The following is a 15,992-nucleotide window of genomic DNA, read 5'->3' on the forward strand; positions in this document are numbered from 1 at the left end:
CTAGTTGCCTAGCGAGGACGCCTTTGTCCTGGTCCCGTTCTCTCGGGAAGCGCAGCCTTCGTCGTTGAAGGTTGGGCTTTATGTGTGTGTTGAGTGGGGTAATGCAGTGGTTGTGCCAACTAGCTATGACGCCGTAATTGCTGGGCTGATGGCTCGGTTGGAGATGTCTCGCTGCACTTTCTGGAGGCGTGTTGCGCTTTTTTGGAGCGCGGGATCAAAAGATCGCAGCCTTCGGCAGCTCCTACCGTTGCACGCGTTCCCATGTAGGAGCTGCCGAAGGCTGCGATCTTTTCAGCGCTGATGAAACAACAACACTAGCAGCAGAAGATTCCCGAGCAAGGCCAGCAACGCCATCGTCCGCCAGACCTTCAACGGTTCACGCTCCAGCAACGGTCGAGGACGCACGCTCAGGCTTCGTCGTTCACCCTGTTCCAGCACCAGCAACCATTCTTCAGCCGTTTCAAAGCGCTGCTCGGGATCAGCCGCCACCCCACGCTCCAGACTCTGCGCCAGCCATTCCGGCAGATCAGGCCGATAGCGACTGGCGCTCACCGGCAGACCAAAGCGCGGGCGCTGAAACGCTTCGATCTCGCCATAGGGGAAATGCCCGGTAAGCAGGAAATACAGGGTCACGCCGACCGCATACAAATCCTGCTGCGCACTCGGCGGATCACCGCGAAACGCTTCCGGGGCGATATAGCTCGGGGTGCCTGGCAGTGTCGACGGCGCGTCTTCGGACAACCCCGGGCAATACGCCAGGCCAAAATCGAGCAGGCGCAATTCACCATCGTCACCCCAATGCAGATTCTCCGGTTTGATATCCCGGTGCAGAATCTGCCGCCGATGCAGCAGGCCGACCGCACGCAGCAGGCGTTCGGCGATGTCTTGCCAATGCGCCAAGGGCAAAAGCTCGAGCTGTGCCAGAGTCCGTCCGGAATATTCCCGCATCACGTAGTACAAATGCTGACGCTGACTGCACGGGTGGACTTCAGGGAAATGCCGCCCGGCCACACGTTTGAGAAACCATTCCTCGGACAGCAACGCTTGCCCGGCGCAGGCATCATCGCCGGAACGCGTGGGCAGGGTTTTCAGAAGCCACGTCTGACCTTGTTCATCAAACACCCGATAGAGCAGCGATTGCTGGCTTTGGGCGACAATTTCCTGCACCTGCCAGCCTTCGAATGATTGACCGGGTTTCAGCGCTGGCGGCAGAGGCCATTGCTGCAAATGCATCAGCGCATCGCCGATGTTCGCCTCGCCGACCGCATCAACCCGCACCAGCAAAGCGCTGGCGTTGTCCTGGCTGCCGGCCAAATGTGCGGCGTTGACCAATGTTTTCGCCGCACTGCGCAGATCCGGCTGATCACGCAAAATCGCGGCAATCGCGGTATCACCCAGCATCGACCAGACGCCGTCACTGAGCAGCACAAAGCTTTCGCCATCACGCAGTTCACCGTCGAGAAAATCCAGCACCAGATGCTGATCCAGCCCCAGTGCACGCTTGAGCACATGCTGCATGCCCGGCTGATCCCAGACGTGGTCTTCGCTGATCCGTTGCAAGCGGTCGGCGTGCCAGCGATACACCCGGCAATCTCCTACGTGGGCGAGGGTAAAACGCCGACCACGCATGACCAAAGCGCTGACTGTGGTGAGCAGCGGTTGCCCACCACCATTGGCTTGCAACCAGCGATTCTGCGCGAGCAGCAGGCGATCCAGCGCCTGCGCCACGCTCCAGGTTTCCGGCGTGGCGTAGTAGTCCAGCGCCAGAGCCTGCAACGTCGAACGCGCGGCGAGCCCGCCATCGGCGCACTGGCTGACGCCGTCGGCGATGGCGAAGAGAAAGCCCTTGCTCGCCGCCAGCGCCGGGGCCGGAGTGACCGCGCGCAGTGCGTCCTGATTCTCGGCGCGCGGGCCAGTGGCGCTGGCTTCGGCAAAACTCAGTTGCAGGGCCATCGACGCCTCAGACCCGCGCCGCCGTCACTGCCGCCGAACCCCAAGTGGTTCTCCAGCGACGCTTGACGCCGTGCAGGCCGAACCATGCCAGCACGCCAAGGCTGGCGAACAACCACAGGGCCAGTTGATAGCTGCCGGTACTCTGTTTGATTGCGCCCATGCCGGCCGCCAAGGCAAAGCCGCCAATGCCGCCGGCCATGCCGATCAGCCCGGTCATCACGCCGATCTCCAGACGAAAACGCTGCGGCACCAGTTGGAACACCGCGCCGTTGCCCGCGCCCAGGCCGAGCATGGTGCAGACGAAAAGCGCCAGTGCGGCGTAGGAACTTGGCAGGTTGAAACCGACGGCCGCGATGCAGATGGCCGCGACGGTGTACATCGCCAGCAAGGTGCGGATGCCACCGAAACGATCCGCCAGCGCGCCGCCCAACGGCCGCATCAAACTGCCACCGAACACGCAGGCAGCGGTGTAGTAACCGGCGGTCACTGGGCTCAAACCGTATTGATCGTTGAAGTAGCCGGGCAGGGCGCTGGCCAGACCGATGAAACCGCCGAAGGTGACGCTGTAGAAAAACATGAACCACCAACTGTCACGGTCGCCCAAAGCTTTGAAGTAGTCGGCCATGGCTTTAGCTTTCGGCCGTTCAGGGGCGTTTTTCGCCAGCCAGGCAAACAGCACCAACGTCAGGATCAACGGAATCAGCGCGAAGCCGAAAACATTGCTCCAGCCGAACGCGGCGGCGAGCACAGGCGCCAGCAGCGCGGCGAACACGGTGCCGGAGTTGCCCGCGCCGGCGATGCCCATGGCTTTGCCCTGATGCTGCGGCGGATACCATTGCGAGGCCAGCGGCAGGGCCACAGCGAAAGACGCGCCGGCCATGCCGAGGAACAGACCGAGGATCAGCGCCTGTTCATAACTGTGGATGCCGATTTTCCAGGCACCGAACAAAGCGCAAATCACGATGACCTGGCCGATCAGCCCGGCGGTTTTTGGCGACAGTCGATCGGCGAGCATGCCCATGATGAAGCGCAGTACCGCACCGGCGAGGATCGGCGTAGCGACGACGAGGCCACGCTGTTGCGTGGTCAGGTGCAGGTCGGCGGCGATCTGCACCGCCAGCGGGCCGAGCAGGTACCAGACCATGAAGCTCAGGTCGAAGTAGAGGAAGGCCGCGAACAATGTCGGGGTGTGGCCGGATTTCCAGAAGCTTGAATTCATCGCGCACCTCAGCTGAAAAGAGTCTCGAAAGGAGTCATGCAACAGCAAGTGGGGCGCCGCCACGGCCGCACCACCGGCCCCGGGCTGTGGGGCCAAAACGCAAAAACGCCGCTACCTGATGCGCCGGTTGGGCGAACGGGTGAGCGACGTCTTTGTCGTGGGTGGGGCAACCGCCGTTGGTTACCTGTGGGTTTTACATAGCGAGATTTGTGCCAACAGGTTGAGACCGAGGTGCGGCCAATCGCTGGCAAGCCAGCTCCCACAGGTTCTGTGGTGTTCACAAATCCTGTGGGAGCTGGCTTGCCAGCGATGAGGCCCGTGCAGGCCCAGCAAAACCTCAGCCGAGCAACTCACTCATCGCAATAATCTGCTCCGCCACTTGTATCAGCTTCTGCTGCCGGCTCATCGCCTGGCGCCGCATCAGCGTGTACGCCTCTTCCTCATTGCAGTCCTTCATCTTCATCAACAAGCCCTTGGCCAGCTCGATGCGCTTGCGCTCAGCCAGTTGCTGATCCCGTGCCTGCAACTGCGCACGCAGCGCCTGATCACTCTCGAAGCGCGCCATCGCCACATCCAGAATCGGCTGCAGACGCTGGGCGTGAATGCCCTCGACAATGTAGGCACTGACCCCGGACTTGATCGCCTGACGCATCACCCCCGGATCATGTTCGTCGGTAAACATCACGATCGGCCGGGGCTGGTCGCGGCTGACCAGCACCACTTGCTCCATGACATCGCGACTCGGTGACTCGGTATCGATCAGGATGACGTCCGGGCGCACCGTTTCGACGCGCGCGGGCAGGTCGATGGTCAGGCCGGATTCGTCTATCACCTCAAAACCGGCTTCGGTGAGGGCCGCTTTCAGGCGTCCGACTTTTTTTGCCGTGTCGTTGATCAGCAGAATGCGCAACATGTTCGCGATCTCCTGTCAGCGGCGGGCGAGAAGGGCGACGTCGTCGCTCATCGCGTGCAGCTTGAAACTGCGCGCATAAGCGGCCGGGTCGTTGCCGTCCCAGATCTTGCCGTCGAGCAACTGGCTGCTGCGCATGTCCGTGCCCCACGCCGCTACGCCGACGGCAGTGGCCGCTTCGCGATAGAGCTCGAGTTGCTGAACCTGGCGGGCGACGGCGAGGTAATCCGGGTCTTCGCGCAGCAAACCCCAGCGACGGAACTGGGTCATGAACCACATGCCATCGGACAAGTACGGCAAATTGACTTCACCTTTGCCGTGAAAGCGCAGGGCGTGCGGGTCTTGCCAGCGATTGCCGAGGCCATCGGCATAGTCGCCGAGAAAGCGCGGCTCGATGCACGACAGCGGCGCGTCGAGATATTCCGGCGCACTGAGCAATTGCGCGGTGCTGCGACGGTTCTCCGGACTTTCCTCGATGAAGCGGCTGGCTTCAAGGATCGCCATCACCAGTGCCCGTGCGGTGTTGGGGTACTGCTCGACAAATTCGCGGGTACAGCCGAGGACTTTTTCCGGGTGATCGGGCCAGATGGTCTGGCTGGTGGCGAGGGTGAAACCCAGATCCTGTTGCACGGCGCTGGCTGCCCACGGCTCGCCGACACAAAAGCCGTCAATGCGCCCGGCTTGCAGGTGCGCGACCATCTGCGGCGGCGGCACGACCACGCTGTCGACATCCTGCAATGGATGAATGCCCTGACTCGCCAGCCAGTAATACAGCCACATCGCATGGGTGCCGGTGGGAAACGTCTGGGCGAAGGTGAGTTTTGCGCGGCTTTGGTGCACGTGGCGATCCAGCGCTTCAGGACTGCTCACGCCCAGACGTTGCAGGCCGTGTGACAGGTTGAGGCTTTGCCCGTTCTGGTTCAGGCCCATGAGCACTGCCATGTCGGTCGGGGCGACGCCGCCGATGCCCAAGTGCACCGCGTAAATCAGCCCGTAAAGGCTGTGGGCGGCGTCGAGTTCGCCGCTGACCAGTTTGTCGCGCAGATTGGCCCAGGAAGTCTGACGTTTGAGGTTCAGCGTCAGTCCGTAAGGTTGGGCGAAGCCTTGCGTGGCAGCCACCACCACCGAGGCGCAATCACTCAGGGCCATGAAACCGAGGTTGATTGCGCTTTTTTCCGGAGCATCGCTGCCATTGACCCAGGCCAGCGGCCCTGCCGAAGGTTCGTTCATATAAAGCCACCTCGAAAAAAAACGCCGTCGCGGTCTTCGCAAAGGCAAAAACCGCGGACGACGCCATTGTCCTTGCCCACTTGCCGCCATTGGTTTGCGAGCTGATAGCAGGGAAGGGTGCAAGGCATATGCCAGTGACAGCGATTTGCGCGTGCGCCTCGCGCCGCAGGCCGATGCCCGGCTATAATCGCCGCCTCTTTTCGCCGCCCGAGTCATCGCCGCCCATGTACACCCTGGCCCGTCAGCTGTTGTTCAAACTTTCCCCGGAAACCTCCCACGATCTGTCGCTGGATCTGATCGGCGCGGGTGGGCGTTTGGGCCTCAACGGCTTGCTGTGCAAGGCGCCGGCGAACGTGCCGGTGACGGTCATGGGCCTCGAGTTTCCGAACCCGGTGGGTCTGGCGGCGGGTCTGGACAAGAATGGCGCGGCCATCGACGGCTTCGCGCAGTTGGGTTTCGGTTTTGTCGAAATCGGCACCGTGACCCCGCGTCCGCAACCGGGCAACCCGAAACCGCGGATTTTCCGCTTGCCGGCAGCCGAGGCGATCATCAACCGCATGGGTTTCAACAACCTCGGTGTCGATAACCTGCTGGCGCGGGTCGCTGCGGCGAAATACACAGGCGTGCTGGGCATCAACATCGGCAAGAACTTCGACACGCCGGTCGAGCGTGCGGTCGACGACTACCTGATCTGCCTGGACAAGGTGTATGCCCACGCCAGCTACGTGACGGTCAACGTCAGCTCGCCGAACACCCCGGGCCTGCGCAGCCTGCAGTTCGGTGATTCGCTCAAGCAATTGTTGGCCGATCTGGCCACGCGCCGCGCCGAACTGGCGTTGCGTCATGGCAAGCATGTGCCGTTGGCGATCAAGATCGCCCCGGACATGACCGATGAAGAAACCGCGCAGGTCGCTCAGGCGCTGATCGAAACCGGCATGGACGCGGTGATCGCGACCAACACCACCCTCAGCCGTGTCGGCGTTGAAGGCATGGAGCATGGCGACGAGGCGGGCGGCTTGTCCGGCGCGCCGGTGCGTGAGAAGAGCACGAATACCGTGAAGGTGCTGGCGGGTGAACTGGCCGGGCGTTTGCCAATCATTGCTGCGGGTGGCATTACCGAAGGCAAGCATGCGGCCGAGAAGATTCTCGCTGGTGCGAGCCTGGTGCAGATTTACTCCGGCTTCATCTACAAAGGCCCGGCGCTGATCCGCGAATCGGTAGACGCCATCGCCGCCCTGCGCAAATAACTGTGATGTGCTTTTGTGGTGAGGGGATTTATCCCCGATGGGCCGCGAAGCGGCCCCAAAACCATTCACCTCGCAGTGTCAGGTAAATCGGGATCTCAATATTTGCGACTGCTGCGCAGCCGATCGGGGATAAATCCCCTCGCCACAGTGACCTGTGTAATCGGCATTCTGTGGCGGGCATAAAAAAGGGCTCCTCGAAGGAGCCCCTGGGCCGTAGCCCGCCGTCCGGGAAGGACGTGCATGGTAAGTCGTTACAAATTCAGATTGTCGTGTCGGAATTAATGCCCTGTGTCAGCCGACGGCGTGAAGTTCGTTGAGTCTGTGGATTCCCGCAGTGCCGGTCATACCGTCCCAGTTGTCGCCGCGTCCTTCTCGCCAGCCGTTAATCCAGGCTTGACGTACCGACGGTAGAGTAAATGGGCAAAGCTCACGGGATTTGCCACCAACGCCATATTGATATCCGCGCAAAAATGCTCTTTCCAACGGATCACGCTTAAGTCTTCTCATAGGGTGTTTCCCTCACTTGTTGACTGTTTGTGTCGCGTTGACCTCAATCGAGGTCTGGCAGAAAAAACCTGCCGTGGTGCGGCTCGCTGCCGGCGTGGCGAGCCAAGGTGTTGACGCCGTTGCGACGTCAACCTGTGGTCAGTTCTAACCAATGAGTCACAGCGATGGAATGACCGTTTTGTCATAAGCACGTAACAAAAAGGGTGCTATAGCGATAAGTAACCGCGTATTTATTCAATGTTTATTAGCCAAACCCCGGTATGATCGGCCCCGCGCTGGATGATGGGCTTAATTCTTTAGTGAGAATGACCCACGTTTGCGCTGGGGTACTATTCGACGAAGGGTCGCTTTAAGACTTTTTGTTACTCCAACTTTTTTATCTGTCCTTGCATCTAAGCTCTTTTAACCCGAGCAGCGGGGATGGAACGGCACACCTTCGTGCCACGCGGGCGTTCTTTTAGAAAAGCGCCTGATTGAAAACCGGATCGGCAATGCGTTGCCGATTCACTAGCCAAAGGCTCTGGAAATACCATGTCCGACCGTTTCGAACTCTTCCTCACTTGCCCTAAAGGCCTTGAAGGCCTGCTCATCGAGGAAGCCGTCGGGCTTGGCCTTGAAGAAGCGCGCGAGCACACTTCCGCCGTGCGTGGCATGGCGACCATGGAAACCGCTTATCGCCTGTGCCTCTGGTCGCGTCTGGCCAACCGGGTGCTGCTGGTGCTCAAGCGTTTCCCGATGAAAGACGCTGAAGACCTCTACCACGGTGTCCTCGACATCGAATGGCAGGATCACATGCTCAACGACGGCACGCTCGCCGTTGAATTCAGCGGCCATGGCTCGGGCATCGATAACACCCACTTCGGCGCCTTGAAAGTCAAAGACGCCATCGTCGACAAACTGCGCACCCCGCAGGGCGACCGTCCGTCGATCGACAAGCTCAACCCGGATCTGCGCATTCACCTGCGCCTGGATCGCGGCGAAGCGATTCTCTCCCTTGATCTTTCCGGCCACAGCCTGCACCAGCGTGGTTATCGCTTGCAGCAGGGCGCTGCGCCGCTGAAGGAAAACCTCGCGGCCGCTATCCTGATCCGTTCCGGCTGGCCGCGCATTGCTGCCGAAGGCGGCGCGCTGGCTGACCCGATGTGCGGTGTCGGTACGTTCCTCGTCGAAGCAGCCATGATCGCCGCCGATATGGCGCCGAACCTGCGTCGTGAGCAGTGGGGCTTCACCGCGTGGCTGGGTCACGTGCCGGCGCTGTGGAAAAAACTCCACGAAGAAGCCGTTGAACGTGCCGCTGCCGGTCTGGCCAAGCCACCGCTGTGGATTCGCGGTTACGAAGCTGATCCACGGCTGATTCAACCGGGCCGCAACAACGTTGAGCGCGCCGGCCTGAGCGAGTGGATCAAGATCTACCAGGGCGAAGTCGCGACCTTCGAGCCGCGTCCGGACCAGAACCAGAAAGGCCTGGTGATCTGCAACCCACCGTATGGCGAGCGTCTCGGTGACGAAGCCAGCCTGTTGTATCTCTACCAGAACCTCGGCGAGCGTCTGCGTCAGGCCTGCCTGAACTGGGAAGCGGCGGTGTTCACCGGCGCGCCAGACCTGGGCAAGCGCATGGGCATCCGTAGCCACAAACAGTATTCGTTCTGGAACGGCGCGTTGCCGTGCAAGCTGCTGTTGATCAAAGTGCTGCCGGATCAGTTCGTCACCGGCGAGCGCCGTACCCCGGAACAGCGTCAGGCCGAGCGCGAGCAAGCGGCTTACGACCAGACCCCGGACGAGCCGCAAGAGCGCAAGTTCAACAAGAACGGCAACCCGATCAAGCCGACGCCAGCCCCGGCGCCGGTGATCGAGCAGCCGCGCTTGAGCGAAGGCGGGCAGATGTTTGCCAACCGTCTGCAAAAGAACCTCAAGGCGATGGGCAAGTGGGTCAAGCGCGAAGGCATCGATTGCTACCGCGTCTACGATGCCGACATGCCTGAGTACGCGATGGCCATCGATCTGTACCACGATTGGGTGCACGTGCAGGAATACGCCGCGCCGAAGTCGATCGACCCGGAAAAAGCCTCGGCACGCATGTTCGATGCGCTGGCAGCCATTCCGCAGGCACTGAATGTCGACAAGAGCCGCGTGGTGGTCAAACGCCGCGAGCGCCAGAGCGGTACCAAGCAGTACGAACGTCAGAGCGCGCAGGGCAAGTTCAACGAAGTCAGCGAGGGCGGCGTGAAGTTGCTGGTCAACCTCACCGACTACCTCGACACCGGCCTGTTCCTCGATCACCGGCCGATGCGCATGCGCATTCAGAAAGAGGCCGAGGGCAAGCGTTTCCTCAATCTGTATTGCTACACCGCGACCGCCAGCGTGCACGCGGCCAAGGGCGGCGCGCGCAGCACCACCAGCGTCGATTTGTCGAAAACCTACCTCGACTGGGCGCGCCGCAACTTGTCGCTGAATGGCTTTTCGGACAAGAACCGTCTGGAGCAGGGCGACGTGATGGTGTGGCTGGAAAGCTGCCGTGAAGAGTACGACCTGATCTTCATCGATCCGCCGACCTTCTCCAACTCCAAGCGCATGGAAGGCATTTTCGACGTGCAACGTGACCAGGTGCAGTTGATCGACCTGGCCATGGCCCGTCTGGCACCGGGCGGCGTGCTGTACTTCTCCAACAACTTCCGCAAGTTCCAGTTGGAGGACAACCTCGCCGAGCGTTACGCGGTCGAGGAAATCAGCGCGCAGACCATTGATCCGGATTTTGCCCGCAATACCAAGATCCACCGCGCCTGGAAAATCACGGCTCGTTGACACTCTGCTGCACTGGATCCACAGAGCCTTGATTTTTAACGGCTCTTGGATCCGTTCAGTGCTAGCCAAATTAATGGCTAATAGCTATAACTCACTCATGGCCAATGGGACTTCCCCGGAACACTGGCGTAGTGAGTTGTCCTTATGTCGTTGCACCCCGTGCGCCCAAAGATCCTGGGTTTTATCAGCGAAGACGTCTCGGCCTGGCTGGTCGCGCTGCTGGTATTGCTCGCCGGCGGGATTCTCACGGGGCTGCTCGCCTGGGGTGCGCTCAGTCAGTATCAGCAACAATTGCGTCAGCGCTTTCAACTGCTGGCCAACGAACGTTACAGCCGCATCGAAGAACGTTTTCAGGATCAGGAGCAACGCCTCGACGGCCTGCGCCGCTTCTTCGCCAACTCCGAATCGGTGTCCCGCGCCGAATTCGACGGTTACACCCATCCCTTATTGCTGCGTACCCAGGCTTATTCGTTTGCCTTGCGGGTCAGTGCTGCCGAACGCGCGGCGTTTGAGCAGCGTGTGCGGGATGAGGGCCTGAGCACCTTCACCATTCGCGAGCTCAATGCACAGGGCGAACTGCAGTTGGCTGCGACCCGCGACGAATATGTGCCGGTGTTGTACAGCCAGACTCAGAGCCGTCTCGGTTCGCCGCTGGGTTATGATTTGCTGGCGCAACCGTTGCGCCGCGACACCCTGCAACGCGCCGACAAGCTCCGCAGCCTGGCGGTGTCGCAACCGATGCACCTGGTCAGCATTGAGCCATCCTATGCGCGCGGTGTGCTGCTGGTCGCGCCGGTCAATCGCGACGCGCAGCCACAACCGTTCGGCTATGTGATGGCGGTAATCAGCATGCGCCAGTTGCTCGCTGATGGTTTGCCGGACGCGTTCCACGATTATCTGTCGGTGCGCATTCTCGATATGTCGACCAATGATCAGCACGAGGTGTTGTTCGAGTCGACCAATGAGCCCGCCGCCAGTGAGCTGGCGGCTACCCGCTTGCTGCGCATGGCCGATCACGATTATCAGGTCGATATCCTGCCGAGTGAGGCGTTTATTCAGGCCAACCATTCGTCGATCGGCAGCGTGGTGATTCTCGGCGGCTTGCTCAGCCTGCTGCTCAGCGCGTTGCTGTACGTGCTGGTCAGCCAGCGCCAGCGCGCGCTGCGCCTGGTCGAGCAGCGCACGCAGGAATTGCATGAGCGCGAACAGGAACTGCGCGGCACCCACGGTCAATTGCGCGGCGTGTTGAACGCGGCGACTCAAGTGGCAATCATCGCCACTGATTTACGCGGGGTGATCAACACGTTCAATCCCGGCGCCGAACAGATGCTCGGTTATAGCAGTGCCGATGTGGTCGGGCACATGACTCTGGAAAACCTCCATCTGCCCCGCGAGCTGAGCGCACGCGCTGCCGAACTGAGTGCGCGTTACGGCAAAAGCATCCCGACGTGCCACGCGATGCTGGTCGAGGGCGGTGAAGTGGGTGGTCACGAGGCGCGGGAATGGACGCTGGTGCGCAGCGATGGCAGCCATATTCCGGTGAACATGCTGGCCACCCCGGTGCTCGATGAGCAGGGCTTGTGGGTCGGGCATCTGGCGATCTGCATCGATATCACCGAGCGCAAGCGTGTGCACGAAGTGCTGGCCGCGCGCGACGTCTTGCTGAAGAAGCTCAGCGCCCATGTGCCCGGCGGTATCTATCAATTCAAAATGGAGTTCGATGGGCGCTTCAGTGTGATCTACGCCAGTGACGGCATCCGTGAGATCTACGAACTGGAACCGGACGTGTTGCTGCTCAACGCCGAGGCGATCTTCACGCGCATTCATCCGCAGGACGTCATCCGCGTGCGCTCCTCGGTCCGTGAGTCGGCGGACAACCTCAGCCCGTGGCGCGAGGAATACCGAGTGCAACTGCCCGAGCGCGGCCTGCGCTGGGTGCGTGGCGAGGCAACGCCTGAAGAGCTGCCGGGCGGCGGGGTGCTGTGGCACGGCTACATCTCGGACATTTCCGACCTTAAACGCGTCGAGGAAGAGTTGCGTGCGCTGTCGGTGACCGACTCGCTGACGGGCATTCATAACCGCCGCTATTTCCAGGAGCGCCTGACCACGGAAATGGCCCGGGTCGAGCGCGGCGGTGGCGAGTTGTCGGTGATCATGCTCGACATCGATCACTTCAAACGCATCAACGACCAATACGGCCATGCCGTCGGCGACCGGGTACTGCAAGCGGTGTGCGAGCGCATCGGCCATCGTCTGCGCCGCACCGATGTGTTCTGCCGCTTGGGCGGCGAGGAATTCATGGTGTTGTGCCCGGACATCGATGGCGAGCACGCATACATGCTCGCGGTCGAACTCTGGCAGGGTTTGCGCAGTTCACCGGTAGATGTGGTCGGGGTGGTCACGGCGAGTTTCGGTATCGCCAGCTGGCGACCGGGGGAAGGCGCGGATGCGCTGTTGTTGCGCGCGGACTCGGGCGTCTACGCGGCGAAGCAGGGCGGCCGCGATCGCGTAGAACAGATGAGCTGATCCTCGATACACCACAAACCTGTGGGAGCTGGCTTGCCAGCGATAGGGGCATTCCAGTCAGCCTATTCGTTGACTGACACACCGCTATCGCTGGCAAGCCAGCTCCCACAGGGTTTGGTGATGTTGCTTGGCTTGCGTTACAGCACCGAAGCAGTCTGCGGCAATCTCGGCTGCTTGTAGAGGTCCAGCAGCACTTGGTCCAGCACCGACGATGCGCCAAATGGTGCCTTGTCGTTGAGGATCGCCACCACCGCCCAGGTGTTGCCATTCACATCACGGCTGAAGCCGGCAATCGCCCGCACAGTGTTCAGGGTGCCGGTCTTGACGTGCGCCTCACCGCGCATTGCTGTGGTCTTCAGGCGCTTGCGCATGGTGCCGTCGGTGCCGGCGATTGGCAGCGAGCTGATGTATTCAGCGGCATACGGGCTGTGCCACGCCGCTTGCAGCATGCCAGCCATTTCCCGGGCGCTGACGCGTTCGGCGCGGGACAGGCCGGAGCCGTTTTCCATCACCAGGTGCGGCGCAGTGATGCCTTTCTTCGCCAGCCACTGACGCACGACGCGCTGCGCAGCTTTGGCATCATCACCATCGGCGTCGTTGCGGAAGCGCTGGCCAAGGCTGAGGAACAACTGCTGGGCCATGGTGTTGTTACTGTATTTGTTGATGTCGCGGATGATTTCCGCCAGATCCGGCGAGTAGGCCCGTGCGAGCAGTTTGGCGTTGCTCGGGGTCGAGGCCAGACGGTCCTTGCCCTGGATGCTGCCACCCAGTTCTTTCCAGATCGCCCGCACGGCGCCGGCGGTGTAGGTCGCGTGGTCGAGCAGCGACAGGTAGGTCTGCGAACTGCAACCTTCGCCCAACTGGCCGGCCACGGTCACGGTCACGCTGCCATCAGCCTCTGGCACCGGGTTGTAGCGCACGCCGCCGGTGCATTGCTTGGACGGCAGGGCTTTGACGGTATTTTCGATGCGCACGCTGGCGATCGGCGGCTCAACCGAGATCAGCACCCGGCCGTTATCGTTACGGGCGACAAAGCGCAGGGCCTTGAGGTTGACCAGCAGCGAGTCGGGTTTGACCAGGAACGGCTTGTTCTCGTCGTTGCCGTCATCGTTGAATTCCGGCAGCACCGGCTGCACGAAGAAGTTGCGGTCGAGGATCAGGTCGCCAGTGATCTGAGTCACGCCGTTGGCGCGCAGGTCGCGCATCAGCAGCCAGAGTTTTTCCATGTTCAGCTTCGGATCGCCGCCACCCTTGAGGTAGAGGTTACCGTTGAGGATGCCGCCGTTCAGGTCGCCATCGGTGTAGAACTCGGTCTTCCACTGATGGTTGGGGCCGAGCATTTCCAGCGCCGCGTAGGTGGTCACCAGTTTCATGGTCGAGGCCGGGTTGACCGACACGTCGGCGTTGAACACGGTCGGCGTCCCCGGGCCGTCCAGCGGCACCATCACCAGCGACAGGGCGCTAGGCTGCAATTTGCTCGCCTTGAGGGCTTTTTCGACGTTCGGGGTGAGGGAAGTATTGATGGTGGCGGCAGAAACAGGCAGGGCCAGAGGCAGAAGAAGGCCGGCGAGAAACAGTGGACGCAACGATTTGATCATATGAAATAAAACCCTACAGCCGAGGGGGAAAAAGACGAGGACATGGATGAAAAGGTCCTCAGTGGTCACGAAAGTGTCGGCATTATGCCCCAAGGTGTAACCGATTGTGGCTTCCTCGAGGTGGCGATTCGTTGATTTTTTTACAGGCGGTCGGCCTCTGTGTCCAGAGAGGCGGGCAATCGATTGCTTAAACTGGTAAAGTGCCCGCCGTATTTACTTAAGAGGATTGTTCCAATGGCGACTAACCGTTCCCAGCGTCTGCGCAAAAAACTGTGCGTTGATGAATTTCAAGAGCTGGGTTTCGAACTGAACCTGGACTTCAAAGAAGATTTGTCCGAAGAAGCCATTGACGCTTTCCTCGAAGCATTCATCAAAGAAGCCATGGAAGCCAACGGTCTGGGTTATGTTGGCGGCGACGACTTCGGTCTGGTTTGCCTGCAGAAGCGTGGCTCGGTCAACGAAGAGCAGCGTGCTGCCGTTGAAGCCTGGCTGAAAACCCGCTCCGAGCTGACCAAGTATGAAGTCAGCCCGTTGCTGGACGTTTGGTATCCGGAAAAGCCGATCAACGCGGCTAAGTGATACTGAAAAAACGGCGACCTGAGGGTCGCCGTTTTTTTTCGTCGATCAAAAGATCGCAGCCTCGTTTCACTCGACAGCTCCTAAAGGGGAGCGCGATCTTCTGTAGGAGCTGCCGAAGGCTGCGATCTTTTCAGGCTTTACGCCAGTTCAGGATCACCAACGTCAAAACCCCCGCAACAATCCCCCAAAACGCCGACCCAATGGAAAACAGCGTCAACCCCGACGCCGTGACCATAAAGGTAATCAGCGCCGCCTCACGTTCCTTCACCTCGGTCATGGCAATGCTCAAGCCATTGATGATCGAACCGAACAGCGCCAATGCCGCGATCGACAGCACCAACTCCTTCGGCAACGCCGCAAACAATGCCGCCAACGTCGCGCCGAACACCCCGGCAATCCCGTAGAAAATCCCGCACCAGACTGCCGCCGTGTAGCGCTTGTTGCGATCTTCATGGGCGTGCGGCCCGGTGCAGATCGCCGCGCTGATGGCGGCGAGGTTGATACCGTGCGAGCCGAACGGCGCCAGCAACAGCGAGGCGATGCCGGTGGTGGTGATCAGCGGCGAGGCCGGCACGGTGTAGCCATCGGCGCGCAGCACGGCAATGCCGGGCATGTTCTGCGAGGTCATCGCCACGACAAACAGCGGGATGCCGATGCTGATGGTCGCCGCCAGCGAGAAGTGCGGTGTTGTCCAAACGGGTGTCGCCACTTCCAGATGAAAACCGCTGAAATCCAGCAACCCCATAAAGCCCGACAGCGCGGTGCCGATCAGCAGCGCGGCCAGCACCGCGTAGCGGGGCGACAGGCGCTTGACCACTAAATAAGTGAAGAACATCCCCAGCACCAGCCCGGTACGGTGCTGCGCGGCGACGAAGATTTCGCTGCCGATCTTGAACAGAATCCCCGCCAGCAATGCCGCCGCCAGTGACGCCGGGATCTTTTTCACCAGCCGTTCGAAGCTGCCGGTCAGGCCGCAAATCGTCACCAGCACGGCGCAAGTGATGTAGGCGCCGATGGCCTCGCCATAACTGACACCGCCCAGACTGGTGATCAGCAAAGCCGCGCCGGGCGTCGACCAGGCGATGGTGATTGGCGTGCGATAGCGCAGCGACAGGCCGATCGAACACACCGCCATGCCGATCGAAATCGCCCAGATCCACGAAGATATCTGCCCGCTGGTCAGGCCCGCCGCTTGCCCGGCCTGGAACATCAGCACCAGCGAGCTGGTGTAGCCGGTCATCATTGCGATGAATCCGGCGACGATCGCCGACGGCGACGTGTCGGCCAGCGGGCGCAGTTGAGTGTGCGTGGCGTCGTTCATGACAACGGTGTTCCTTCTACAGATGATATTCCCCTGTAGGAGCTGCCGAAGGCTGCGATCTTTTGATCTTGCTTCTAAAAATCAAAAGATCGCAGCCTTC

General features: G+C 60.9%; 11 protein-coding genes. 4 read left to right on the plus strand and 7 right to left on the minus strand.

What is annotated here, in order from left to right:
• Positions 1–291: 291 nt before the first annotated feature.
• From EJA70_RS14715 to EJA70_RS14730, 4 genes are all read right to left on the minus strand, one after another.
• The gene (locus tag EJA70_RS14715; RefSeq protein ID WP_158831661.1) at positions 292–1,953 is read right to left on the minus strand and encodes a bifunctional protein-serine/threonine kinase/phosphatase; all 1,662 of its coding nucleotides are present in this window, start codon (positions 1,951–1,953) and stop codon (positions 292–294) included.
• Between the two features lie 7 nt (positions 1,954–1,960).
• Positions 1,961–3,172, minus strand: a complete 1,212-nt coding sequence (locus EJA70_RS14720) for a NarK/NasA family nitrate transporter (RefSeq protein WP_008076843.1) — start codon at positions 3,170–3,172, stop codon at positions 1,961–1,963.
• A gap of 337 nt (positions 3,173–3,509) precedes the next feature.
• Positions 3,510–4,085, minus strand: a complete 576-nt coding sequence (locus EJA70_RS14725) for an ANTAR domain-containing response regulator (protein WP_007916390.1) — start codon at positions 4,083–4,085, stop codon at positions 3,510–3,512.
• Between the two features lie 15 nt (positions 4,086–4,100).
• Entirely contained in the window at positions 4,101–5,312 is a 1,212-nt protein-coding gene (locus tag EJA70_RS14730; protein WP_158831663.1) for a CmpA/NrtA family ABC transporter substrate-binding protein, read from the minus strand.
• A gap of 224 nt (positions 5,313–5,536) precedes the next feature.
• On the opposite strand from EJA70_RS14730, the gene EJA70_RS14735 reads away from it, so the two are divergent.
• Complete coding sequence (locus tag EJA70_RS14735) at positions 5,537–6,559, plus strand: quinone-dependent dihydroorotate dehydrogenase (protein ID WP_008076847.1); 1,023 nt, start codon at positions 5,537–5,539, stop codon at positions 6,557–6,559.
• Positions 6,560–6,850: 291 nt separating this feature from the next.
• Here EJA70_RS14735 and rmf read toward each other — a convergent pair whose 3' ends face one another.
• Positions 6,851–7,066: a ribosome modulation factor gene (gene rmf, locus EJA70_RS14740; protein ID WP_003223300.1), complete on the minus strand. Its 216-nt coding sequence runs from the start codon at positions 7,064–7,066 to the stop codon at positions 6,851–6,853.
• A 531-nt stretch (positions 7,067–7,597) separates the two neighbouring features.
• On the opposite strand from rmf, the gene rlmKL reads away from it, so the two are divergent.
• Both rlmKL and EJA70_RS14750 read left to right on the plus strand, forming a co-directional pair.
• On the plus strand, positions 7,598–9,868 hold the full coding sequence (rlmKL, locus tag EJA70_RS14745) for a bifunctional 23S rRNA (guanine(2069)-N(7))-methyltransferase RlmK/23S rRNA (guanine(2445)-N(2))-methyltransferase RlmL (RefSeq protein ID WP_158831665.1): 2,271 nt from the start codon (positions 7,598–7,600) through the stop codon (positions 9,866–9,868).
• Positions 9,869–10,012: 144 nt separating this feature from the next.
• A complete protein-coding gene (locus EJA70_RS14750; protein WP_158831667.1) occupies positions 10,013–12,394 on the plus strand; it encodes a GGDEF domain-containing protein in 2,382 nt (793 codons plus the stop codon).
• A gap of 137 nt (positions 12,395–12,531) precedes the next feature.
• Here EJA70_RS14750 and dacB read toward each other — a convergent pair whose 3' ends face one another.
• Complete coding sequence (dacB, locus tag EJA70_RS14755) at positions 12,532–13,992, minus strand: D-alanyl-D-alanine carboxypeptidase/D-alanyl-D-alanine-endopeptidase (RefSeq protein ID WP_008076853.1); 1,461 nt, start codon at positions 13,990–13,992, stop codon at positions 12,532–12,534.
• Between the two features lie 234 nt (positions 13,993–14,226).
• On the opposite strand from dacB, the gene EJA70_RS14760 reads away from it, so the two are divergent.
• Positions 14,227–14,571 (plus strand): YggL family protein, encoded by a 345-nt coding sequence (locus tag EJA70_RS14760; protein WP_007916365.1) that lies wholly within the window; start codon positions 14,227–14,229, stop codon positions 14,569–14,571.
• Positions 14,572–14,701: 130 nt separating this feature from the next.
• On the opposite strand, the gene EJA70_RS14765 is transcribed toward EJA70_RS14760, so the two are convergent.
• Positions 14,702–15,892, minus strand: a complete 1,191-nt coding sequence (locus EJA70_RS14765; RefSeq protein ID WP_008082304.1) for a benzoate/H(+) symporter BenE family transporter — start codon at positions 15,890–15,892, stop codon at positions 14,702–14,704.
• Positions 15,893–15,992 lie beyond the last annotated feature (100 nt).

It is taken from the genome of Pseudomonas sp. PB103 (assembly GCF_009764635.1).
Lineage (GTDB): Bacteria > Pseudomonadota > Gammaproteobacteria > Pseudomonadales > Pseudomonadaceae > Aquipseudomonas.

Bases quoted from the DNA above. Each gene is read 5' to 3' on its own strand.
- EJA70_RS14725 (WP_007916390.1), bottom strand. From the start codon at position 4,085: ATGTTGCGCATTCTGCTGATCAACGACACGGCAAAAAAAGTCGGACGC.
- EJA70_RS14720 (WP_008076843.1), bottom strand. From the start codon at position 3,172: ATGAATTCAAGCTTCTGGAAATCCGGCCACACCCCGACATTGTTCGCG.
- EJA70_RS14750 (WP_158831667.1), top strand. From the start codon at position 10,013: ATGTCGTTGCACCCCGTGCGCCCAAAGATCCTGGGTTTTATCAGCGAA.
- EJA70_RS14735 (WP_008076847.1), top strand. From the start codon at position 5,537: ATGTACACCCTGGCCCGTCAGCTGTTGTTCAAACTTTCCCCGGAAACC.
- rmf (WP_003223300.1), bottom strand. From the start codon at position 7,066: ATGAGAAGACTTAAGCGTGATCCGTTGGAAAGAGCATTTTTGCGCGGA.
- EJA70_RS14715 (WP_158831661.1), bottom strand. From the start codon at position 1,953: ATGGCCCTGCAACTGAGTTTTGCCGAAGCCAGCGCCACTGGCCCGCGC.
- EJA70_RS14760 (WP_007916365.1), top strand. From the start codon at position 14,227: ATGGCGACTAACCGTTCCCAGCGTCTGCGCAAAAAACTGTGCGTTGAT.
- dacB (WP_008076853.1), bottom strand. From the start codon at position 13,992: ATGATCAAATCGTTGCGTCCACTGTTTCTCGCCGGCCTTCTTCTGCCT.
- rlmKL (WP_158831665.1), top strand. From the start codon at position 7,598: ATGTCCGACCGTTTCGAACTCTTCCTCACTTGCCCTAAAGGCCTTGAA.
- EJA70_RS14730 (WP_158831663.1), bottom strand. From the start codon at position 5,312: ATGAACGAACCTTCGGCAGGGCCGCTGGCCTGGGTCAATGGCAGCGAT.
- EJA70_RS14765 (WP_008082304.1), bottom strand. From the start codon at position 15,892: ATGAACGACGCCACGCACACTCAACTGCGCCCGCTGGCCGACACGTCG.